The organism is Nocardioides sp. NPDC127503 (genome assembly GCF_040302165.1).
Lineage (GTDB): Bacteria > Actinomycetota > Actinomycetes > Propionibacteriales > Nocardioidaceae > Nocardioides.
Window position 1 is genome coordinate 666,476 of sequence record NZ_JBEORH010000001.1, and the last position, 20,592, is coordinate 687,067.

Consider the following 20,592-nt stretch of genomic DNA (forward strand, 5'->3'; position numbering starts at 1 on the left):
CTTCTGTTTGGCCCCCGTCTGGCACCGGTGTGACTCGCATCACGGTCGGCTCAGTGGACTAGCCAATAGGACAATCGGCCGAAGGTCAATACCCTGTAGCCATGAGTGAGTCCGCGCGCTTTCCACGTCCACTGCAGCGAACCCGCCTGTATGAGCAGGTCGCGGAGCAGATCACGGCCTGGATCTCGGAGAACGATCTGAAGTCCGGCGACCGATTGCCGCCGGAGAGACAGCTCGCCACCAGCCTCGGCGTGAGCCGAGCGACCCTCAGCCAGGCGCTGGTCGCGCTCGAGGTCATCGGCGTCGTCGCGGTCCGCCACGGCGACGGGACGGTGCTGACCGACAAGCCGCGGGTCGAGCGCATCACCGACGCGATCCGGGCGCACGCGGAGCGGATCCCCGACGTCATCGAGGCGCGTGACGCACTGGAGACGAAGATCGCGGCGCTGGCGGCCCAGCGGCGCACCAAGGAGGACCTGGATCGCATCGACGCGGCGCTGAAGGCGATGGACGAGGACATCACCGGCGGCGGGCGCGGGGTCCACGGCGACGAGCTCTTCCACCGGGCGGTGACCCAGGCCGCTCACTCCCCTCTGCTCGAGCAGATGATGTCCGAGATCAGCGAGCTGATCCGGGAGACCCGCATCGAGTCGCTCTCCCAGCCCGACCGCCCCCGAACCTCGCTCGCCGGGCACCAGAAGATCGCCGACGCCATCGCCGCGGGCGACGCCCAACGTGCCGCCGCCGCGATGCACGGCCACGTCATGCTCGTCAGCGACGTCGCGCTTCTTCGCGACTCATGACCTGGGTCGACCAGCTCGTGGTGCTCGCCGCGGGCCTGGGCGCGGGCATCCTCACCTCCACCGTCGGCGTCGCCTCGCTGCTCAGCTTCCCTGTCCTGGTCGCGGTCGGTCTCCCGCCGGTCGTGGCCAACACCTCCAACACGGTCGGGATGACGCCGGCCGGACTCAGCGGCTCCTTCGGCTACCGGCGCGAGCTGGCCGAGCATCCGGGCGTGACCGCTGCGGTGCTGATCACCGCGGGCGCCGGCAGCATCGCCGGAGCGTTGCTGCTGCTGTGGCTGCCGGGATCGGTCTTCGAGGCGGTCGTGCCGTGGCTGATCCTGGGCACCTGCGTACTCGTGGGGGTGCAGCCGCGGCTGAGCCGGTTCCTGCGCCAGCACGCCGCCGACGCCGAGCCGCGGGTGCGGATCTCCGGCTTCACCACTTTGTTCGCGACGCTGACCGGCGCCTACGGGGGCTACTTCGGCGCCGGGTCCGGGGTGATGATGATGGCAGTGCTCGGGCTCGGGACCGATCTGGAGTTCCGTACGGTCAACGCGCTCAAGACGTTCGCGGTGATGGCCTCGAACGTGGTCGCCACGGTGATCTTCCTGGCCATCGCCGACCTCGACTGGCGGGCCGTCGGCCTGCTCGCCGCAGGATCGGTCGTCGGTGGGTACGTCGGAGCGCACATCGGTCGCCGGCTGCCGGCCACGGTCCTACGGTCGCTGATCGTGGTCGTCGGGATCGGCGCCGCGACGCTCATGATCGTGCGCTGAGACCCCGACTCGAGCGACGTCAGAACGGTGGCTTTCCCGTCCCGGCGAGCCGGAACCGTCCCCAGGGGTCGATGTCGGAGAGTCGTCCCTCGGCCTCGCCGTGCTCGGTGCGGACGGTGACGCTCTGGCCGTTGCGTACGCCTTCGAGGGCTGCGCCGACGCGGCCGTACCAGTGGAAGTGGCCGTCGATCGGCTGGAAGACGCCGCGCAGCGCGACATCGACCTCCCAGGTGCCGTGCTCGGACTCGAGGCGCGCGGGGCCGTCGTAGAGGTGCTGGGGCTCGTGCTCGCTCATCGGGGGCTCTTTCGCAGCGGGGTGACGATCTCGGGGCGGTCCAGGGCGCTCAGGTCGACGCCGTACTCGGCGGTGGTGCCCTCCAGCGCATGCCAGACGAACTCGCTCAGATAGCGGGTGAACGCGGCGCGGGACATGGTGCGCCGGTCGAGCCACCACTGGCCCGTGGACTCACCGATCCCGACGAGGCTGTGCGCCCACGGCTCGGCGCCGGCGGCGTCGACACCGAGGCGGCCGAAGGTGTCGCCGAGCAGGCGCGCGAAGGTCGCGGCGATGAGCTGCTTGCCGTCCGCGAGCGGGTCGGTGCCGCCGGCGTGCTGGCGCACCACGAGCAGGTAGACGTTGGGGTGCTCGGCGATGGTCTCGACGTACGCCGCGACCCCAGCCTCGACGCGCTGGCGGGTCGGCGCGGGGGCGAGCACGGCGTCGACGACCGCGTCGAGGATCTGCCGCGCCGCCCACATCCCCACCGCGGCGTGCAGCTCGGCCTTGTCGGCGAAGTAGCGGTAGAGCACCGGCTTGCTGACCCCGGCCTCCGCGGCGATGTCGGCGATCGAGACCTCGGTCCCGGCCGAGTCGACGGCGCGTACGGCTGCCGCCACCAGCTCCGCCCGTCTCGTCTCGCGGTGGGCGGCCCAGCGTGAGGAGCGGCCGTCGTCCTTGACCTTCCGTGTCATGTCCTGCACTCTAGCAACTACCCGTAACTCTGGGTAACACCTAGTTCGACCGCTCAGCCAGACCGCTCAGTCAGGGAGAAGAAATGACCATCGCCGATCCGACCTCCGACAGGCTCCTGCGCTCCACCGCACGCCAGTCCTACGACCCGGAGGTCGACCTCGACTGGGACGCCGCGCCCGTCGAGGGACTGTGGTGGATGCAGCCCGAGCGCGTCTCCCTCTACGGCACCCGCACCTGGGACCGGCTCAGCCAGGAGCAGCAGATCGAGCTCTCCCGGCACGAGGTCGCCAGCATCATGAGCGTCGGGCTGTGGTTCGAGGTGCTGCTGATGCAGCTGCTGCTCCGCGAGGTCTACGGGGCGGACCCGCGCACGGCACGGACCCAGTACGCGCTGACCGAGATCGGGGACGAGACCCGCCACTCGGTGATGTTCGGCCGGGCGATCGCGGCGATGGGCGCGCCGGCGTACGGCCCCCGGCCCGCCGTCCTGCGTATCGGGAAGTTCGCTCCACTGCTGCACGGAGCGAGCGTCTTCTCCGCGACCCTCGTCGGCGAGGAGCCGCTCGACCGGTGGCAGCGCGAGCTGATGAAGGACGAGCGCTGCCAGCCGCTGACCCGGATGGCCTCCCGCATCCACGTCACCGAGGAGGCCCGCCACGTCACCTTCGCCCGCGAGGAGCTCGCCGCGGCGATGGCGCAGAAGATCGGGCGTACGCAGCTCCGGATGCACCAGAACCTCACCGCCCGCTCCGCCTATGTGATGGCGCGCTCGCTGGTCCACCCGGACTGCTACGCGGCCGTCGGCCTCGACCCGATGGCGGCCCGCCGCGAGGCGCTCGGCAACGAGCACTACCGCGCGACGCTGGCCTGGATGGGCGAGAAGATGATGCCGTACCTCACCGAGCACGGGATGGTCTCGGAGAAGGACCGCAAGATCTGGCGGGCGTCCTTCCTGGTGCCGCGCGACTGACGCGAGGCGTCAGAGCACGGCGAGGCGGTCGACCAGCAGCTCGACCCGGCGCTCGGCGTCCTCCGGCAGCAGCCGCCTCGACCGGGTCAGGGTCGCGACGCCGTGGAGGGACGCCCAGAACACCTCAGTGAACAGCTCCGGGGCGACTCCGTCGCCGGCGGCCTCGCCCAGGGTCTCCATCAGCGCCGCGAAGGCGTCCTTCAGCTGCTCCGGGGTGTCCTCCTGCGCGTACGCCAGGCCGCCGTCGAGCTGGAACAGGGCGTCGTAGACCGCCGGGTTGCGCTCGGCGAAATCGAGATAGGCACGGGCGAGAGCGACGACCCGATCGCGCGGGGCGCTCGCGGCCGCCGTCGCCGAGCGCATCGCCACGGCCATCTCGGCGGCACCCTCGAGGGCGACGGCACCGATGATCTCGCGCTTGCCGCGGAAGTGGCTGTAGAGGACCGGCTGGCTGTATTCGATGCGCTCGGCGAGCCGGCGCGTCGTCACCGCGTCCCAGCCCTGCTGCTCGGCGAGCTCGCGGGCCGTCGCCACGATGAGGCGTTCGCGATCCGCTCGCTCGCGCTGCTTGCGCTCCTGTACCGACATAGGCTTGATCCTAGCAGTGCTAGACATTCGAGCAGCAGCACTGGTGTGGGCTGGCGTCTCAGCGGAAGGCGGACTCCCCCGTCAGCGCCTGGCCGATGATGAGCTGGTGGACCTCGCTGGTGCCCTCGTAGGTGAGGACCGACTCGAGGTTGTTGGCGTGGCGGAGGATCGGATACACCAACGTGACCCCGGCGGCGGCGAGGATGGTGCGGCACTCGCGGGCGATGGCGATGGCCTCGCGGACGTTGTTGAGCTTGCCGAGGGAGATCTGCTCGGAGCGGAGGGTGCCCTCGTCCTTCAGGCGGCCCAGGTGGAGCGCGAGGAGCATCGCCTTGCCGAGCTCGAGCGTCATGTCGGCGAGCTTGGTCTGGGTGATCTGGAAGCCGGCGAGGGGCTTGTCGTAGATCTCGCGGGAGGCGGCGTACGCGATGGCGGACTCGAGGCAGTCGCGGGCCGCGCCGACGGCGCCGAAGACGATGCCGAAGCGGGCCTCGTTGAGGCAGGACAGCGGGCCTTTCAGGCCCCTGACCTCGGGGAACGCGGCAGATTCCGGGAGGCGTACGTCGTCGAGGACGATCTCACCGGTGGCCGAGGCACGCAGGGACAGCTTCTGCTTGATCACCGGCGCGGAGAAGCCCGGGGTGTCGGTGGGGACAACGAAGCCGCGGATGCCCTTGCCGTCGGGGGCCTCGTCGGTCTGGGCCCAGACGACCGCGACGTCGGCGACCGGGGCGTTGGTGATCCACATCTTGGTGCCGTTCAGGATCCAGTCGCCCGAGGCGTCGCGGCGCGCCCGGGTCCGCATCCCGGCCGGGTTGGAGCCGAAGTCGGGCTCGGTGAGCCCGAAGCAGCCGATCGCCTCGCCGGCCGCCATCCGCGGCAGCCACTCCTGCTTCTGCTCCTCGCTCCCCCACTTCCAGATCGCGAACATCGCCAGCGAACCCTGCACGGAGACCAGCGAGCGGATCCCGGAGTCGGCCGCCTCGAGCTCCAGGCAGGCCAGCCCGTACGCCGTCGCCGAGGTGCCCGCGCAGCCGTAGCCCTCCAGGTGCATCCCGAGGACGCCCAGCTTGCCGAGCTCGGGAGCGAGCTCGCGGACCGGGACCTCGCCGGCCTCGAACCAGTCGGCGAGGTGCGGCTTGATCTCCTTCTCCGCGAAGGATCTCACCGTGTCGCGGATCGCGCGGTCCTCATCGCCGATGAGGGCCTCGGTGCCGAAGAGCTCGAGCGGGGTCTGGGGCATGGGGAGTCTCCTTGGTTCGATCGGGGCGCTGCCGATTGTGTCACCCGTCAGGCGAACGCGATCGACTCGATCGCCGTAGGGTCAGCCTTCTGTACGCCGCCGGTGGCGGAGCTGGGCCAGGTACAGGTTCTTCGGCAGCACCGTCGCGTCGAGGGATTCGGTGACCGAGCCGAGCGGCCCGGAGAAGTCGCGAGCGTGGTTGGTCGGTTCGGTGGTGCCGGTGACACCCACCACGGCACTGTGCGGCGAGTTCTCCTCGATCCTGATGCCGTGCGAGCGGCCGTTGGTCACCTCGATGTTCCAGTGGGTGAAGCGGGCTCCCCAGTTGGGGCCTGCGTCGCCGGCTCCGCCTGTGTTTCCGTCGTTGTTGACTCTGATCGCGGTGCGCACCGCGTCGGTGGGGATGAGCTTGTGCGAGTCGAGGGTGCCGTGGGCCATGGTGCCGCCGGCCCACACGTTGCCGGAGGACAATCCCTCGACGTTGAGTCCGTGCTGGGTGGGCCCGGCGATCTCGAAGTCGGCGACGAGATTGTCGTGGGACTGCACACGGCACATGAAGGGGTGGTGACCTCGGCGCCCAGAGACGCGGGCGCCCAGGATGGAGACGTTCTTGGTGCCGACGAGCCCGAAGGCGTTGTCGGCGTGCTCGACGTGCACGTCGCGCGCCCAGCAGTCGATGGCCGACTGGAAGCAGGGCCCGTTGAAGCCGGGCTCGACGCTGTGCTGGGGCGTGGGGATCTCCCGCATCCGCATGGTCAGGCTCTCGATGCCGGCGTTGCGGATCACCGGGCCCAAGGTGGTCAGCGTCGGTTCCCACTCAGGGCGCAGCTCCACACGCAGCGGCTGTGCCAGGGTGATGCGGCCGTCATAGACGGCGGTCACCTGGACGGGCCAGCGGTAGTGCTCGAAGTTGGGGGCGCCGGTCCAGTCGCTGATCTCGGGACGCAACCGTCGGGCCTTGGTCTCCCAGTCGTAGTCGTCGGCCCCGGAGATGTCACCGCACAGGTGCTTCAGCAGGCTGTTGTCGGGCAGATTGCGCAGAGTCAGCAGCACGGTGTCGCCTGCGCGCAATCCGGTGGCGTCGGTGACCCGTAGCTCGCGGTCGCCGCGGGCCGCCGGCGCGAGCGTGGTCAGCGTCTCGTTGTCCATCCAGGCCTCGTTGCCGACGAAGCCCGCCTCGCGCAGCGACGCCAGCCGGCGACGTGGCACGAACCAGATCTGACCGCCCATCCAGCTCCACTGGCTCATCCAGCCGCGGCGGTTGAGCATGTAGCCGTCGTCGAGCGAGTTCTCGCAGTAGATGACGGTCTCCTCCGGGCTCTCGCCGCGGATGACCACCCCGGAGTCGTGCACAGGGATCATTCCGGTGGTGCGGTAGGTGCCTGGCGGAAGGAGCACGACGCCCCCGCCTGCCGCCCCCGCGGCCATGACGGCCCGCCGGAGAGCGTCGGTATCGTCGGCACGGCCGTCGCCGCGCGCGCCGCACTGCATGACGTTGGCGACCACCCTCGGTCGCGGGATCGATCGGTCCCCGCGGCCGTAGCCGGCGTAGGAGACATTGGGGATCTGCGGGTGGGTGTCGGGGGCGGCGAGGTACTCCTGCCACAGTGCGGCGCCGCCCGACGTAGACATCGCGGTCGAGCCGCGCGTTGCTGCCTGGGCCGCGGTGGCCGGCACAAGTGCGGCGCCGGCCGCGAGTCCACTGAGGGCGAGCAGATTGCGGCGGTCGAGGTGGGGCATGGGGGGCGCCTCTCAGGAGTATCGACACCGGCATCGTGGTGCCTGGGATCGGACGGTCGGAGGCTATGACTGTGACGTACCTCACGCAACGGCCTTGTCCGGCCGGAGTGGGCCCAATACCGGCTCTGACGAGCATGAGTTCCACTTGGGCATGGATCGATACCCGGACCTGGATTGCAGCGTCCTACGCGTTCCGATGAGTTTCGCGGATCGTTTGAACCGTTCACCCCACCGCTCCGTAGTAGGGGTGAAGGCCGGCATCGGGTCAGCCTCCAGGCGAGAGGAAACGGCGTGCGGACACGTACGAAAGCAGCAGTCGGGGTCGGTGCGGCAGTGATCGTGGTCGGAGGCGTCGCGGCGATCTTCGGGCCCGGTTGGTACGCGGACCGGGCCGAGGAGTCGGTCGCGGACGAGCCCAGCCTCAGCGCGTCGGCAGCGCCCGCGGACGGCGCCGACAGCAGCGGGACCTGGACGGTCTCGGACGGTTCCTACGCCGGCTACCGCCTCGACGAGGTGCTCCGGGGCGAGGACGTCACCGTCACCGGCCGCACCGAGGACGTGACCGGCCAGGTCACCATCGCCGAGAACGAGGTCACCGAGGCGAGCATCGAGGTGAAGGTGGCCACGATCGCCACCGACTCCGGCAACCGCGACGGCTACTTCCGCGAGAACGCGATCGAGGCCGACCAGTTCCCCACCGCCACCTTCGAGCTGACCGAGCCCGCCGCCCTCGAGGAGGGTGCGACCGAGGTCAAGCTGGTCGGTGACCTCACCGTGCACGGCGAGACGAAGTCGGTGACCGTCGACGCCGAGGTCGGCGGCGACGGCACCGACGCGCTCCAGGTCGTCGGCAGCGTGCCGATCACGTTCGCGGACTTCGGCGTCGAGGCGCCGAACTTGGGCTTCGTGAGCGTCGAGGACACCGGCAGCGTCGAGTTCTCGCTCGACCTGGCCAAGGGCTGATCCGGGACTCTGGGATCCTTGGGGCATGCGGGAGGTGACATGGGTGCGGAGGACGAGCTGCTCGTAGCGGTGCACGACGCCCACTCGGAGGCGCTCTACCGCTACGTCGTACGCCGCACCGGTGACGCCGAGGAGGCGCGTGACGTGGTGCAGGAGACGCTGCTGCGCGCCTGGCGTCACCCGGAGGTGCTGCAGCGGCCCGACGAGGGCGTACGCGCCTGGCTGTTCACCACCGCCCGCAACCTCGTCATCGACGACCTGCGCAGCGCACGCCGGAAACGGGAGTACGCCGCCGAGTCGCCGCCCGAGGCGACTTGGGCGGACGAGACCCAGGCGGTGCTCGACTCCTGGGTCGTCGCGGATGCGCTGCTCGCCCTCTCCCCCGATCACCGCGCGGTGGTGGTGGGCGCCTACTACGGCAGCCGGTCGGTCGCCGAGCTCGCCCGTGAGCTCGACATCCCGCCCGGCACGGTCAAGTCCCGGCTGCACTACGGTCTGCGAGCTCTGCGTCTCGCCCTGCAAGAGAAGGGGGTCACCTCATGAACGACGACCTGGACGCCTCCGCACACGAGACGTATGCCGACTGGGACGCGTCCTACGTGCTCGGGGCGCTGAGCCCGAGCGACCGGAGGGCGTACGAGCGGCACCTGACCAGCTGCAGCATCTGCCACGACGCCGTCGCCGAGCTCGCCGGGATGCCCGGGCTGCTCGGCGCGCTGTCGCGCGAGGAAGCCGAGGAGCTCCTCGAGGAGCCTGCCGTTGAGGTCGCGACGCCGCCGCTGGCAGAGCTGGCCGGGGCCGTACGCCGCTCGCGGCTGCGCCGCCGGGCGTTCGCGGTCGCGGCCGCCGTCGTCCTCCTCGCCGGCGGCACGGCGATCGGCGGCCTGGCGCTCGGTCGTGACGGCAACCAGCAGCCGATCGCGGCCCCCTCCGCCACGCCGTCCCCGTCGGGCTCTGCCGGCGTGAACGTACGCACCGTCGACCTGCGGCCAGTGGGAAGCGTCGACATGTGGGCCCAGCTCGTCGTCACCCCGACGTCCTGGGGCACCAAGCTCAAGTGGAGCTGCCACTACCCGCCCGAGCCCGGAAAGAGCCCGCCGGGACCGTCCGACTATCCGGTTGAGCCGGTGACGTACGACCTGGTGCTGGTCGGCCGCGACGGCGCGCGCACCGTCGCCGGGTCGTGGACCTGGTCGGGTGGGGAGACGCTCGGTCTGGACGCCTCCTCGGCGGTGCCGATCGCCGATGTCGAGCGGGTCGAGATCACCCTCGTCGGCGAGGACACCGCGGTCGCAGCGGCTTCGCTGACCTGAAGCTCTGAGTCTCTAGAGTCCGAGCTTGGAGACGGTCTTCTCCCGCATCTCGACCTTGCGGACCTTGCCGGTCACCGTCATCGGGAACTCCTCGACGACCAGGACGTAGCGCGGGATCTTGTAGTGGGCGAGCTTGCCGGTGGCGTACGCCCTCAGGGTCTCGGCCGTCACCCGCTCGGCGCCGGGGCGCAGGCGGACCCAGGCGCAGAGCTCCTCACCGTACGTCTCGTCGGGGACGCCGATGACCTGGACGTCCTCGATGTCGGGGTGGGTGTAGAGGAACTCCTCGATCTCGCGGGGGTAGATGTTCTCGCCGCCACGGATCACCATGTCCTTGATGCGGCCGACGATGCTGCAGTAGCCGTCGGGGTTCATCACGGCGAGGTCGCCGGTGTGCATCCAGCCCTCCTCGTCGATCGCCGCCCTGGTCTTCTCCTCGTCGGCCCAGTAGCCGAGCATCACCGAGTAGCCGCGGGTCTGGAACTCACCCGCCTCGCCCCGGGGAAGAACGACACCCGAGGTCGGGTCGACGACGCGTACCTCGACGTGCGGGTGCACCCGGCCGACGGTGGCGGTGCGGTGCTCGAGGTCGTCATCCATCCGGGTCTGGGTCGAGACGGGCGAGGTCTCGGTCATCCCATAGGCGATCGAGACCTCGCTCATGTGCATCTCGTTGACACACCGCTTCATCACCTCGACCGGGCACGGGCTGCCCGCCATGATCCCGGTGCGCAGCGTGCTGAGGTCGAAGCTGGGGAAGTCGGGGTGGCTCTGCATCGCGATGAACATCGTGGGTACGCCGTAGACGCCTGTGCAGCGCTCGTCCTGGACCGCCTTCAGGGTGGCCGCCGGGTCGAAGGCCTGGCCCGGGATCACCATCGTGGCGCCGTGAGTGATGCAGCCGAGGTTGCCCATCACCATCCCGAAGCAGTGGTAGAAGGGCACCGGGATCGCCAGCCGGTCGTTCTCGGTGAACCCGATCGTCTCGGTGGTGAAGTAGCCGTTGTTGAGGATGTTGCGGTGGCTCAGGGTCGCGCCCTTGGGGTAGCCGGTGGTGCCCGAGGTGTACTGGATGTTGATCGGGTCCTCGGGCCTCAGCTCGTCGTCGACGTGGTCGCTCAGCTTCTCCCCGGCGCCGGCTTCGAGGAGCGCGGTCCACTCCGGGTCGCCGATGAAAACGGTCTGCTCGAGGTCGGGGCAGTCGCCGCGGACGTCGGCCACCATCGAGCGATAGTCGGAGGTCTTGAACTCGGGCGCGGAGACAAGCAGCTTGATGCCCGACTGGGTCAGGGCGTACGCGAGCTCGTGGGTGCGATACGCCGGGTTGATGTTGACCAGGATCGCGCCGATCTTCTCGGTCGCCACCTGGGTCAGGGTCCACTCCGCACAGTTGGGCGCCCAGATGCCGACCCGGTCGCCTTTTCCGATCCCGGCCTTGCGAAGCCCGACGGCGAGCGCGTCGACGTCGCGGCTCATCTCGGCGTACGTCCACCTTCTGCCGGAGGCAACCTCGACCAACGCCTCCCGGTCACCGAATCTGGCGACGGTGCGATCGAAGCTCGCGCCGATCGTCTCCTCCAGCAGCGGGGTCGTGGTCTCTCCGGCAGCGTAGGCATCCGTCATGAGCCCAGTGTGACCTGAGTCACGGGCGGGTTCCAAGGGTCTGCTGCGGGGTGTCAGTCGCTGGTGATGAGCTCCGCGGCGCGCTCGCCGATCAGGATCGCGGGCGCGTTGGTGTGGCCGCGCACGATCCTGGGCATGATCGAGGCGTCGGCGACGCGGAGGCCCTCGACGCCGCGTACGCGCAGCCGGGGGTCGACCACGCTGGCCTCGTCCGTGCCCATCCGGCAGGTGCCGGTCGGGTGGTAGAGCGTGTGCGCGTGACGTGCCAGGAGCGCGTCGGCGACCTCCTCCGCGGACGAGTCCACCGGTACGTCGGGGCGCAGGAACTTGCCGAGGAACGGCTTGAGTGCGGGCTGCGAGGCGATCTCCAGCGTCACCCGGACACCTTCGACGATGGCCGCGCGGTCCCTGCCCTCGGGGTCGGAGAGGTAGCGGGGGTCGATGATCGGCTTGGCGGCCGGGTCCGTGGAGGTGAGCGTGACGCTGCCGCGGCTGGCCGGGTCGACGAGGATCGGACCGGCGACGACCGCCTCCCCCACGAACGGAATCAGACCCTCGTCGAAGAAGCCAACGGGAGCGAAGATCATCTCGATGTCGGGCGCGTCCAGATCGGGGCGCGAGCGGATGAAGCCGTACGCCTCGCCGACGTTGGAGGTGAGCATCCCGCGCCTGCGCAGCAGGTAGTTGAGCAGGTGACGCGCCGACTCCGCGGTCGCTAGCGAGCCCTGCTCGACCTCCCAGCCGATACCGGCGACGAGGTGGTCGGTGAGGTTCTCCCCCACCTCCTTCGCATCACGGACGACATCGATGCCGAGGCCATTCAGCTGGGCCGCCGGTCCGATCCCGGAGAGCATCAGCAGCTGCGGGGTGTTGATCGCGCCGCCGGAGAGGATCACCTCGCGCCGGGCGGTGATCGTGGTCTGCTGGCCGTCGACGACGGCCTCGACACCGGTCGCGCGAGTGCTGTCGAAGGTCACCCGCGACACCAGGGCGCCGGTCACCACGTTCAGGTTGGCGCGCCTGGCGGCGGGCTTGAGGTAGGCCGCGGCGGTGCTCCAGCGGGCGCCTCGGCGCTGGGTGACCATGGTCTCGACGTACGCCTCGGGGTTGGGGCCGTTGGCCCGCCCGCGCCGGTAGCCGGCCTGCTCGGCGGCCTGGAGGAAGGACTCGGTGTAAGGACGGGGGCTCCGTTGCCGCTCGACGCGGACCGGACCACCGGTGCCGTCGAGCGCGGTGGCGTCCTCGACGTCCTCGAGCTTCGCGTACGTCTTCTTGACGACATCCCAACCCCACTCGGGTCCGGCGGCCGCGCCCCACTCCTCGTAGTCGGCCTGGAGGCCCTTGACCCACATCATCGCGTTCATCGAGGACGAGCCGCCGAGCATCCGGCCGCGCGGCCAGTAGATCCGCCGGCCGCCGAGCGCCGGCTGTGGCTCGGTGGAGTAGTCCCAGTCGTGCTCGGACTGGAAGAGCTTCGAGAACGCCGCCGGGATGTGAATGTTCATGCTCTTGTCGCGCGGCCCCGCCTCGAGCAGCGTCACCTGGACGCTCGGGTCCTCGCTGAGGCGTGCCGCGAGCACGGCACCTGACGATCCGGCCCCCACCACCACGTAGTCGCTGGTCAGTTCCTGGCTCATACCGGATCTCCTTCGTCAACGATGACGGGCTTCCGGAAGATTACCGCCGTGGAGGCGGGGTTGGGGAGAGGATGCGTCAGTACGCCGCGGGTCGGTCTTCGCCCACCGACCAGCTCTCAGTCGGCGAGGAAGGCGCCCAGGGCGTAGGCGGGGTGGCGGTCGAGGTTGTGGCGGCCGCGGTCGTAGCGCCGGGTGGTGCGGGGGTCGGCGTGGCCGGCGGCGTCCTGGACGTCCTCGAGAGGTACGCCGGCCTCGCGGGCCAGGGTGACGAAGGTGTGGCGGAGGCTGTGCGGGGAGAGCTTGTCGCCGTGCTCGATGCCGGCCGAGGCGCCGATCCTGCGGATGAGTCGGAAGGCCTCGGAGCGGTGCCAGCGGTTGCCGGTGCCGGTGATGAAGACCGGGCCGTCGGCGCGGGCGTCGAGGTAGGCGTCGAGCGCCTGTGACGTCGCCGGATTGAGAACGACGTCGCGCCGGGCGCCGCCCTTACGGGTGATTGTGAGGATGCGGTGACCGCGGGAGTGGCTGAGGTCGCTCACGTCGGCGCCCAGGGCCTCGGAGATGCGCAGACCGTCGTGGAGCAGGAGGGTCACCAGCGCGGCGGCGCGGCTGGAGTGCTCCCGCGCGGCGGCGAGGAAGGCGCGTGCCTCTCCCCTGTCCATGCCCAGGGTCTGGGAGTCATTGCTGGTCTTGGGGCGCTTGATGTGCTCGGCCGGTGAAGCGGTGAGGACGTCTTCCGCGACGCCGTAGCGGTAGAAGCCGGCGATCGCGGAAAGCCGTCGGGCGATCGTCGCCGGGCTCCGCCGTGTTTCCAGATGGCGGGCGTAGCCGTCGACCATCGCCCGGTTGGCGGCGAGCGGGTCGATCTCCAGCGCGGCGCACCAGCCGAACCAGTCGGCGAGGTCTCGTCCGTACGCAGCTCGGGTGTGTCCTGCGTACGAGAGCAGGAACCTTCTGGCGAGCGCTTCGGCCCTCTTCTCCTCGGGCAGCTCCCCCAAGTTTTCGAGGAGCAGCTCTCTGACGGATTCCGTCACGGAGAGGTCAGTGGTGGGGGTCTGCGGACGGTGCTCGATCGCGCTCACAAGCACACATCATAATGCCGGTTATGTTGTGTGTCTTGTCGGGATCCCATTTGGACGACATAACGTATTCGTTACGTCTTTCGTCACGCTATGCTGACGTAATGACGGAAACGATTGTTGTCGACGAGAAGCTCTGCCGCTTCCCCGGCTGTCCGCTGCCCGCGGCGGCCTCGGAGAGCGGAAGCGGCCGGCCGCCGGAGTACTGCGACGATCCCTCCCACAACCGAGCCGCAGCCTGGCGCGAACGCAAGCGCCTGCAGAGGCTCGTGGAGACACGGGATCCCGAGGAGACCGCGCGACCGGTGCAGGCAGCCCAGCAGCGGGCCGCGGAGATCACCACTCAGCTGACCCAGCTCGCCGACAGGTTCCTCGATCAGCTCCCGAAGGCGCTGGAGGAGCTGCGTACGCTCGGCGACCTGACCGCTGCCGAGGCGCAGATCGCCACCGTGCAGAGCGAGGCACAGGAGCAGATCGCCGCCGCGAGCGCTCGTGCCGTGCGCGCCGAGCAGGCGCAGCGTACGGCCGAGGCGGAGCGCGACGAGGCAGATGCTGCCGCGGCGGAGGCGTTGGAGGAGTCGGAGCGATCGGCCGAGATCCTGCGGGAGGCGCTGTCCGCCACGACTGCAGCGGAGGAGTCCCGTCAGGCCGCGCAGGCGGCGCGGGAGCGAGCAGAGTTCGACGCGGCTGCCGCGGCGAAGACTGCCTCCGCGACGATCACGGAGCTCGAGAAGAGTCTCGAGGAGACGACCGCCGCGCGCGAAGCCCTGGCCGAGAAGCTCGAGAAGCTGCAGGCCGAGCACGCCTCGGCCGTGCAGCGGAGGCGCAGTGAGACCGCGCGCGCCGACCATGCCGAGAAGGCGATGGCGCGGCTGCAGGAGCAGCTGATCGCGGAGAAGAAGGCCGGCGAGAAGGCGGCGGCAAGTGCGGAGGCGACGATCTCCGGCCTGCGTACGCAGCGCGACGCCGCCCGCGAGCAGATCGACGCCCTGCGGGACCAGGTGGCAGACCTCCGCGGGAGCGAGGCAGCGGCGAAGGCGGATCGCGATGCCACCCGCGCCGAGCTGGACCGCGAGCGCGCTCATGCGAGCGAGCGGCTCGAGGATCTGCGGGCCGCACACCGGGCCCAGGTCGCGCAGCTGATGGAGCAGATCGAGCGGCGTACGTCCTCCCCCGATGTGCCGGAAGAGGGTGCGTGACACGCGGGACCCCAGTTGGAGCTGAACGGACCACATCCGCTACTGTTCTTCTCGCAAGCGGACGTAGCTCAGTTGGTAGAGCGCAACCTTGCCAAGGTTGAGGTCGCGAGTTCGAGCCTCGTCGTCCGCTCCACTCGAGGGCCGCCCGTTCGGGCGGCCCTCGATCAATTTCCCGTGGCGAAACCAGCATCTCGCCGCAACTGCTCTAGGATTTCATTGCTCTGGGATTTATGCGCCAGGTGTGGATGAGCCCGGGGGCGAGGCCGACAACCGAAGGACTGTGCGTGGGGGGCGTTGAGTGAGCGGTAAGTTCATCGACGCCTATGCCGTGCTGGAGATCGCTCCGGACGCGGACGACGCGGCCGTCCGAGCTCGCCATCGCGAGCTCGCGAAGCAGTTCCACCCCGACCGCGGCGGCCGTGCTGCCGACGGCGAGCTGATGATGCGCATCAACCGGGCGCGCGACGTGCTGCTCGACCCGGTCGCCAGGGCCACCCTCGACGAGGAGCTCGCCCGGCGCCGCCGTAAGGCCGCTGCCTCGGGGGCCGCGGGGAAGGCTTCTGCTTCTCCTACTCCGCCGCTCAGCCGCGACCGCCGCTGGCGAGCAGAGTGGGGCGCCGCGACTCCGCGTCCCGCCCCGGCGCCCGGCAGCAGCTCACCGGCTCCGGTGACACCACCCGCTCGGGTACGCCCGTCGGCCAGCCGGCTGCGCCAGGCCACGCGGCAGGCTCGAGCGGCGAATGCCGCGATGGCCTCGCGACAGCGACCCCCGGTGCCGAAGCCTCCTCGCACGGTGACGGAGCCGCCTCCGGCCCAGCCCGCCAGCCAGCAGACGGTGAAGGCCCAGCCCGCCGCCCCACAGCCCCCGAACCCTCAGCCGGTGGCTCCGCAGCCGGCTGCCCCGCAGCAGCAGACCGCGCCGTCGGCAGACAAGCCGGCCAACGCCTGGTCGCTCTATTCCGTGCCGCTCGACGCGGTCTCGGTCGCGTCGCTGCTCGCCAGCGTGCTGATGTGTGGCCCGCTCGGCTTCATCCTCGGCATCATCGGCCTGGCCCGCACCGCCGACGACAAGCGTCGCGGCCGTTGGGCCGCGGTCGCCGGTATCGCCATCAGCAGCCTGACGATGCTGGTCGCCGTCGGCTACGTGATGCAGGCGATGTCCGCACCTGGCCCCTGACGCGGGACTCCGCCCAGCGGCCACTCGGCGATGGTGCGACAGCCGTGGTTCGCGTACCACTGCAGGCTGACCCGGTCCGCGTGACATCGCGCCGGGAGGAACGGCGCCAGGGACGTACGTGTCGAGCCGAGGTCCACTCCCCCGGCGATGTGGTCGACGGTCAGGTGCGGCACCGGTTCGAAGAGGCCGTCATAGGGCGGGCACTGCGGAAACGCCGCACTCAGCTCGGCGGTCAGCGCCGCGAACGGCTCCGCAGGATCAGGGTGCAGATAGATCGTGCCGCCGGCGAAGAGGCGTACGTCGTCCAGCACGAAGTCGAAGGCAATTGCCGCGGCCGCGATCTTCCCGACCCGTTCCAGATCGTCCGTCGTGGGTGCGGCCAGAAACGGCGCGAGCAGCGTGATGTGCGCGTGCACGAACGCCGGGTCCGCCGAGACGAACGAGTCGTCGTAGTGGCGCGTCCGCTCCAGGACGTACGTCTCCAGCGCGGGCACCGGGACGACGAGGACCGCGTGCCCGGCGGAGGATGTGCTCATGGCCGGATTCTCGCGGGCACGCCTGGTCGATGACCACTCGACGCGGGCTGCTCGTCACTCGGCTAGGGTGCCCGGGTGTCTACGCCTGAGATGCCCGCCGAACTGCTCAAGCACGCCCTCGACGCGACGGGGTTCATGCCTCCCGAGGAGGGCACGGCGCTGTTCGAGTACGCCGTGGAGCGCATGCCGCACGGGCCGGCCGTCGAGATCGGGACCTACTGCGGGAAGTCGTCGGTCTATCTCGGCGCCGCGGCGAAGCTGACCGGTGGCACGGTGTTCACCGTCGACCACCACCACGGCAGCGAGGAGAACCAGGCGGGCTGGGAGCACCACGACACGACCCTGGTCGACGAGCGCACCGGGCGGCTGGACACACTGCCGACCTTCCGGCGCACGATCGAGCAGGCCGGCCTGGAGGACGAGGTCGTCGCCATGATCGGCGCCTCGACGACCGTGAGCCGGTGGTGGACCACGCCGGTCTCGCTGCTGTTCATCGACGGTGGCCACGGCGTCGAGCCCGCGCAGCTGGACTACCGCGGCTGGGCACCGAAGGTGATGCCCGGTGGTCTGCTGCTGGTCCACGACGTCTTCCCGGACCCGGCCGAGGGCGGACGGCCGCCGTACGAGGAGATCTACCTCCCCGCGCTCGCCTCCAAGCAGTTCGAGGAGATCGACGCCGTCGGGTCGCTGCGGGTCCTGCGCCGGCTCACCTGATCCCAGGCGCCACAGGAGTCACATCGATCAGGGTATTCCAGCCGAAGACGTCTCGCACCCACACTCCAGCGCCAGCTCCTCGAACGGAGCGGCGAGGGAGGTGCCGCGCATGATGCCGGAGCCGGGGGTGGACCCGCCGTAGCGCTCCCCCAGCGCGTCCGCGGCCAGGATGACGGCGGCGGCGGTGAAGGTGGAGTGCTCCTCGGGCCAGTAGGCGTTGGGGTTCGGGTTGGGGTAGTCGGGCGACTCGTAGACCCAGCCGGTCCAGTAGCCGCCGTCGTCGGCACGCATGTGCTGCATCTCGGTCAGCAGCCGGAGCCCGCGGCGGTGGTCGCCGAGGTTGTCGAGGGCCATCACGAGCTCACACGTCTCCGCGCCGGTCACCCAGGGGTTGGTGTCGACGCAAAGGGCGCCGAGGCCGGGGCGTACGAAGTGGTCCCAGCGCGACTCGATCAGGTCGTGGCCGTCGGCACCGACGACGGCGCCGCCGAGGACCGGGTAGTACCAGTCCATCGAGTGGTGCGACTTGTCCTCGAACGAGTCGCGGTGGTGGCGCAGCGCATGACCGAGCCGGCCGCCGACGATCTCCCACTCCGGCTGCGGGTCGTCCATCAGGTCGGCCAGGGCGACCCCGGCGCGCAGCGACTGGTAGATCGAGGACGAGCCGGTGAGCAGGGCGAACGGGTCCCGCGGGGTCCAGGCGATCCCGCCGAAGGGCAGCTGCAGCCCGACCACGAAGTCGAGCCCGGCGCGCACAGAGGGCCACAGCCGCTCCACGAACGCCCGGTCGCGACGGATCAGCCAGTGGTGCCAGAGCCCGACGGCGAAGTAGGCCGACATGTTGGACTCGCCGATCGTCTCCACCGCCGAGCCTGAGACGATCTTCATCGGCCAGGACCCGTCGCTGTTCTGCAGCGACGGGATCCAGTCGTACGCGGCCTCGGCCTCCTCCACCAGGCCACCGACGAGCAGACCCATGGCCGCCTCGACGTGGTTCCAGATGTCGGTGTGCTGACCGGGGACCCACGGGATCGCGCCCGACGCCTCCTGGACGCGGGCGATCGACCCGGCCGTGGCGACGATCTGGGCAGGGGTCAGCACCCCGTCGACGTACGGGATCTCGACTCTCATCCGCGAATCAGGCGGCCGAGGTGGGGTCGGAGGCGACAGGACCCGGCTTGCGGAAGTAGAGGACCATGCTCTTGCCGATCATCGGGTCCAGGACCTTCCCGGCGAGGCGCAGCGGCAGCGGGTTCTTCATGATCTCCCAGACCAGTACCTGGTGGTACGCCTTCACCAGGACGTGCTTGTCGTTGTCGACGCCGACGGCCGACTTCAGCCACCAGTAGGGCGCGTGCAGGCCGTGGGCGTAGGACTTGCCCTCGAAGATCATCGCCTCACCAGGGGTGCCGTCGTTGGGCCGGCCGGCCTTGGTGACCTTGTCGATGAGCTCGTGGTCGGTGTAGATGCGGATGTGGCCGCCGGGGGTGTTGTGGTAGTCCTCGGAGAGCTTCCAGTTGACGACCTCGGGCAGCCAGCGCGGCACCGAGATGGCCAGGGTGCCACCGGGACGCAGCACCCGGACGAGCTCCTTGATCGCGTCGACGTCGCGGTGGATGTGCTCGAGCACCTCGGCCGCCACGATCCGGTCGAACTCGCCGTCACCGAAGGGCAGCGACAGGGCGTCGCCCTCCTTGACCTCCGCGTTCGCGCCCTCGGGAACCTCGTCACGCATCGCGAAGAACCAGTCGCTGACCTTGGCCAGCTCCTCGGCATCCTGGTCGAACGCGATCACGTCGGCGCCGCGGCGGTACATCTCGAAGGCGTGCCGGCCACCGCCGGCACCCATGTCGAGCACGCGCTCTCCGGGCTTAAGGCCAAGGCGGTCGAAGTCAACGGTGAGCACGGCTCACTTCCTCTCGTCTGTGGTGAACTCGTCGATGGACTGCTGATAGAGGGCCGTCATCCGCTCGGCGACGGCGTGCCAGGAGAAGTGCTCCTCGACCCGGGCGCGCCCGGCGGCCGAGTAGCGGGCCCGGCGCTCGGGGTCGTCGAGCAGCGCCGCGATGGCCTGCTCGAGCTCCTCGGTCTCGCCCGGCGTGACCTGCTTCGCGCACAGGTCGTCGGGGCCGACGACCTCGGGGATCGCGCCGGCGCGAGAGACGACGAGCGGGGTGCCGCACGCCATCAGCTCGGCGGTCGGCAGCGAGAACCCCTCGTAGAGCGAGGGCACGCAGGCGATCTCCGCGGAGCCCATCAGCTCGACGAGCTCGGCATCGGAGATGCCGTTGACGAAACGTACGTGGTCCTTGATCGCGAGCTTCTCGATGAGCTGCTCGGTCGGACCGCCCTTCTTGGGCTTGGAGACCAGGACCAGCTCCAGGTCACGTTCGGTACGCAGCTTGGCGAAGGCCTCGAGCAGGAAGGCGATGCCCTTCAGCGGGGCATCGGCACTGGCCATGGCCAGGATCCGCCCCGGGATGCGAGGTCCGGTCGGCGGGACGAACTCCTCCGGTACGCCGAGATGCACGGTCTGAACCCGGTCGGACGGGACGCCGAAGTCGGTGAGTATGTCGCGCTTGGAGTTGTCCGAGGGCGTGATCACGTGCCGCAGCTGCGAGGCGACCTTCGCCTGCATCTTCACGAACGAGTACCAGCGCCAGACGCCGAACTTCTTCTTCCAGCCCACCGCGCTGTCCAGCTCGATGCGCCGGTCGAAGGAGATCGGGTGGTGGATCGTGGTCACCAGCGGCAGGCCGACCTCGCGCTCGATGCTCAGCAGCGGCGTGGCCAGCGTCTGGTTGTCGTGGACGATGTCGAAGTCGTCCTTCCGCTCCTTCAGCACCTTCAGGACGCGCTTGGCGAAGGTCAGCGGCTCGGGAAAGGCACCGGTACGCATCCGGGCCCACTCCTCGACGTCGACCAGGTCGCGCAGCTCGGAGAGCTTCGGGTTGCCGAACGGGTTCGGCTCCTCGTAGAGGCCCAGGCTCGGCACCTTGGTGAGGGTGACGCCCTCCCCTACGAGGTCGAGATCGGGATAGGGCTGACCGGAGAAGACCTCAACGGTGTGCCCGAGCTTGGCTAGCTCCCGACTCAGATGGCGGATATAGACGCCTTGACCGCCGACGTGCGGCTTGCTGCGATACGACAGCAGAGCGATCCGCATCCGCCACCTCCCTCAAACCTAGGCAGAGCAAAACTAGAACGTGTTCTATACTAGCAGGTAGCCAGCGCGAGTCACTCTAATGCAGGCGCTTCCACAGACGGTGTCGGGCGTGG

Annotated in this window: 21 protein-coding genes and 1 tRNA gene; 10 read left to right on the forward strand and 12 right to left on the reverse strand. The window is 69.8% G+C overall.

From position 1 onward, the window contains the following. The first annotated feature begins 101 nt into the window (after window positions 1-101). Together ABTW65_RS03275 and ABTW65_RS03280 are read left to right on the forward strand one after the other, a co-directional pair. Window positions 102-803, forward strand: a complete 702-nt coding sequence (locus ABTW65_RS03275) for a FadR/GntR family transcriptional regulator (protein WP_350658454.1) — start codon at window positions 102-104, stop codon at window positions 801-803. Then, a complete protein-coding gene (locus ABTW65_RS03280) occupies window positions 800-1,561 on the forward strand; it encodes a sulfite exporter TauE/SafE family protein (RefSeq protein WP_350658456.1) in 762 nt (253 codons plus the stop codon). The genes ABTW65_RS03275 and ABTW65_RS03280 overlap by 4 nt, the downstream gene beginning before the upstream one ends. A 19-nt stretch (window positions 1,562-1,580) precedes the next feature. On the opposite strand, the gene ABTW65_RS03285 is transcribed toward ABTW65_RS03280, so the two are convergent. Both ABTW65_RS03285 and ABTW65_RS03290 read right to left on the reverse strand, forming a co-directional pair. Then, window positions 1,581-1,856 (reverse strand): DUF4873 domain-containing protein, encoded by a 276-nt coding sequence (locus ABTW65_RS03285; protein ID WP_350658458.1) that lies wholly within the window; start codon window positions 1,854-1,856, stop codon window positions 1,581-1,583. After that, window positions 1,853-2,533 (reverse strand): TetR/AcrR family transcriptional regulator, encoded by a 681-nt coding sequence (locus ABTW65_RS03290; RefSeq protein ID WP_350658460.1) that lies wholly within the window; start codon window positions 2,531-2,533, stop codon window positions 1,853-1,855. The genes ABTW65_RS03285 and ABTW65_RS03290 overlap by 4 nt, the downstream gene beginning before the upstream one ends. An 83-nt stretch (window positions 2,534-2,616) precedes the next feature. Between ABTW65_RS03290 and ABTW65_RS03295 the strand changes: the two genes are divergently transcribed. Then, window positions 2,617-3,504, forward strand: coding sequence for an AurF N-oxygenase family protein (locus ABTW65_RS03295; RefSeq protein WP_350658462.1), 888 nt, complete (start codon window positions 2,617-2,619; stop codon window positions 3,502-3,504). Window positions 3,505-3,513: 9 nt separating this feature from the next. On the opposite strand, the gene ABTW65_RS03300 is transcribed toward ABTW65_RS03295, so the two are convergent. The 3 genes from ABTW65_RS03300 to ABTW65_RS03310 all read right to left on the reverse strand — a co-directional run bounded on the left by ABTW65_RS03300 (window position 3,514) and on the right by ABTW65_RS03310 (window position 7,075). Beyond that, window positions 3,514-4,092, reverse strand: coding sequence for a TetR/AcrR family transcriptional regulator (locus tag ABTW65_RS03300; protein ID WP_350658464.1), 579 nt, complete (start codon window positions 4,090-4,092; stop codon window positions 3,514-3,516). Window positions 4,093-4,150: 58 nt separating this feature from the next. After that, on the reverse strand, window positions 4,151-5,335 hold the full coding sequence (locus ABTW65_RS03305; RefSeq protein ID WP_350658465.1) for an acyl-CoA dehydrogenase family protein: 1,185 nt from the start codon (window positions 5,333-5,335) through the stop codon (window positions 4,151-4,153). An 81-nt stretch (window positions 5,336-5,416) separates the two neighbouring features. Further along, entirely contained in the window at window positions 5,417-7,075 is a 1,659-nt protein-coding gene (locus ABTW65_RS03310; RefSeq protein ID WP_350658466.1) for a glycosyl hydrolase family 28-related protein, read from the reverse strand. Between the two features lie 291 nt (window positions 7,076-7,366). Between ABTW65_RS03310 and ABTW65_RS03315 the strand changes: the two genes are divergently transcribed. The 3 genes from ABTW65_RS03315 to ABTW65_RS03325 are packed head-to-tail and all read left to right on the forward strand — an operon-like array spanning window position 7,367 to window position 9,351. After that, the gene (locus ABTW65_RS03315) at window positions 7,367-8,038 is read left to right on the forward strand and encodes a YceI family protein (protein ID WP_350658467.1); all 672 of its coding nucleotides are present in this window, start codon (window positions 7,367-7,369) and stop codon (window positions 8,036-8,038) included. A 39-nt stretch (window positions 8,039-8,077) separates the two neighbouring features. Continuing rightward, entirely contained in the window at window positions 8,078-8,581 is a 504-nt protein-coding gene (locus tag ABTW65_RS03320; protein ID WP_350658468.1) for a sigma-70 family RNA polymerase sigma factor, read from the forward strand. After that, window positions 8,578-9,351, forward strand: coding sequence for an anti-sigma factor family protein (locus tag ABTW65_RS03325; RefSeq protein WP_350658470.1), 774 nt, complete (start codon window positions 8,578-8,580; stop codon window positions 9,349-9,351). The genes ABTW65_RS03320 and ABTW65_RS03325 overlap by 4 nt, the downstream gene beginning before the upstream one ends. A 12-nt stretch (window positions 9,352-9,363) precedes the next feature. Here ABTW65_RS03325 and ABTW65_RS03330 read toward each other — a convergent pair whose 3' ends face one another. The 3 genes from ABTW65_RS03330 to ABTW65_RS03340 form a co-directional block, all read right to left on the reverse strand. Continuing rightward, a complete protein-coding gene (locus ABTW65_RS03330; RefSeq protein WP_350658472.1) occupies window positions 9,364-10,974 on the reverse strand; it encodes an AMP-binding protein in 1,611 nt (536 codons plus the stop codon). A 53-nt stretch (window positions 10,975-11,027) separates the two neighbouring features. After that, window positions 11,028-12,611 carry a GMC family oxidoreductase gene (locus ABTW65_RS03335; protein WP_350658474.1) on the reverse strand — a complete coding sequence of 528 codons (1,584 nt, stop codon included), beginning with the start codon at window positions 12,609-12,611 and terminating at the stop codon, window positions 11,028-11,030. A 116-nt stretch (window positions 12,612-12,727) separates the two neighbouring features. Next, window positions 12,728-13,690 (reverse strand): tyrosine-type recombinase/integrase, encoded by a 963-nt coding sequence (locus tag ABTW65_RS03340; protein ID WP_350658476.1) that lies wholly within the window; start codon window positions 13,688-13,690, stop codon window positions 12,728-12,730. Window positions 13,691-13,791: 101 nt separating this feature from the next. Here ABTW65_RS03340 and ABTW65_RS03345 point away from each other — a divergent pair, with 101 nt between their 5' ends. The 3 genes from ABTW65_RS03345 to ABTW65_RS03355 all read left to right on the forward strand — a co-directional run bounded on the left by ABTW65_RS03345 (window position 13,792) and on the right by ABTW65_RS03355 (window position 16,063). Beyond that, the gene (locus tag ABTW65_RS03345; RefSeq protein ID WP_350658477.1) at window positions 13,792-14,886 is read left to right on the forward strand and encodes a coiled-coil domain-containing protein; all 1,095 of its coding nucleotides are present in this window, start codon (window positions 13,792-13,794) and stop codon (window positions 14,884-14,886) included. 57 nt (window positions 14,887-14,943) lie between these two features. Further along, window positions 14,944-15,019 (forward strand) — tRNA-Gly (locus tag ABTW65_RS03350). A 165-nt stretch (window positions 15,020-15,184) separates the two neighbouring features. Beyond that, on the forward strand, window positions 15,185-16,063 hold the full coding sequence (locus ABTW65_RS03355) for a DnaJ domain-containing protein (protein ID WP_350658479.1): 879 nt from the start codon (window positions 15,185-15,187) through the stop codon (window positions 16,061-16,063). Here the strand turns inward: ABTW65_RS03355 and ABTW65_RS03360 are convergent. Then, window positions 16,027-16,599, reverse strand: coding sequence for a 2'-5' RNA ligase family protein (locus ABTW65_RS03360; protein ID WP_350658481.1), 573 nt, complete (start codon window positions 16,597-16,599; stop codon window positions 16,027-16,029). The two genes, ABTW65_RS03355 and ABTW65_RS03360, sit on opposite strands and share 37 nt — an antisense overlap. 75 nt (window positions 16,600-16,674) lie before the next feature. Here ABTW65_RS03360 and ABTW65_RS03365 point away from each other — a divergent pair, with 75 nt between their 5' ends. Next, window positions 16,675-17,313 carry a class I SAM-dependent methyltransferase gene (locus ABTW65_RS03365; protein ID WP_350658483.1) on the forward strand — a complete coding sequence of 213 codons (639 nt, stop codon included), beginning with the start codon at window positions 16,675-16,677 and terminating at the stop codon, window positions 17,311-17,313. 27 nt (window positions 17,314-17,340) lie between these two features. Here the strand turns inward: ABTW65_RS03365 and ABTW65_RS03370 are convergent, their stop codons facing one another. Genes ABTW65_RS03370 through ABTW65_RS03380 form a run of 3 tightly spaced genes read right to left on the reverse strand, consistent with a single transcriptional unit; the run spans window position 17,341 to window position 20,479 of the window. Beyond that, on the reverse strand, window positions 17,341-18,444 hold the full coding sequence (locus tag ABTW65_RS03370; RefSeq protein WP_350658484.1) for a prenyltransferase: 1,104 nt from the start codon (window positions 18,442-18,444) through the stop codon (window positions 17,341-17,343). 7 nt (window positions 18,445-18,451) lie between these two features. Then, complete coding sequence (locus ABTW65_RS03375; protein WP_350658487.1) at window positions 18,452-19,219, reverse strand: class I SAM-dependent methyltransferase; 768 nt, start codon at window positions 19,217-19,219, stop codon at window positions 18,452-18,454. Between the two features lie 3 nt (window positions 19,220-19,222). Continuing rightward, window positions 19,223-20,479: a glycosyltransferase family 4 protein gene (locus ABTW65_RS03380; RefSeq protein ID WP_350658490.1), complete on the reverse strand. Its 1,257-nt coding sequence runs from the start codon at window positions 20,477-20,479 to the stop codon at window positions 19,223-19,225. Between the last annotated feature and the right edge of the window lie 113 nt (window positions 20,480-20,592).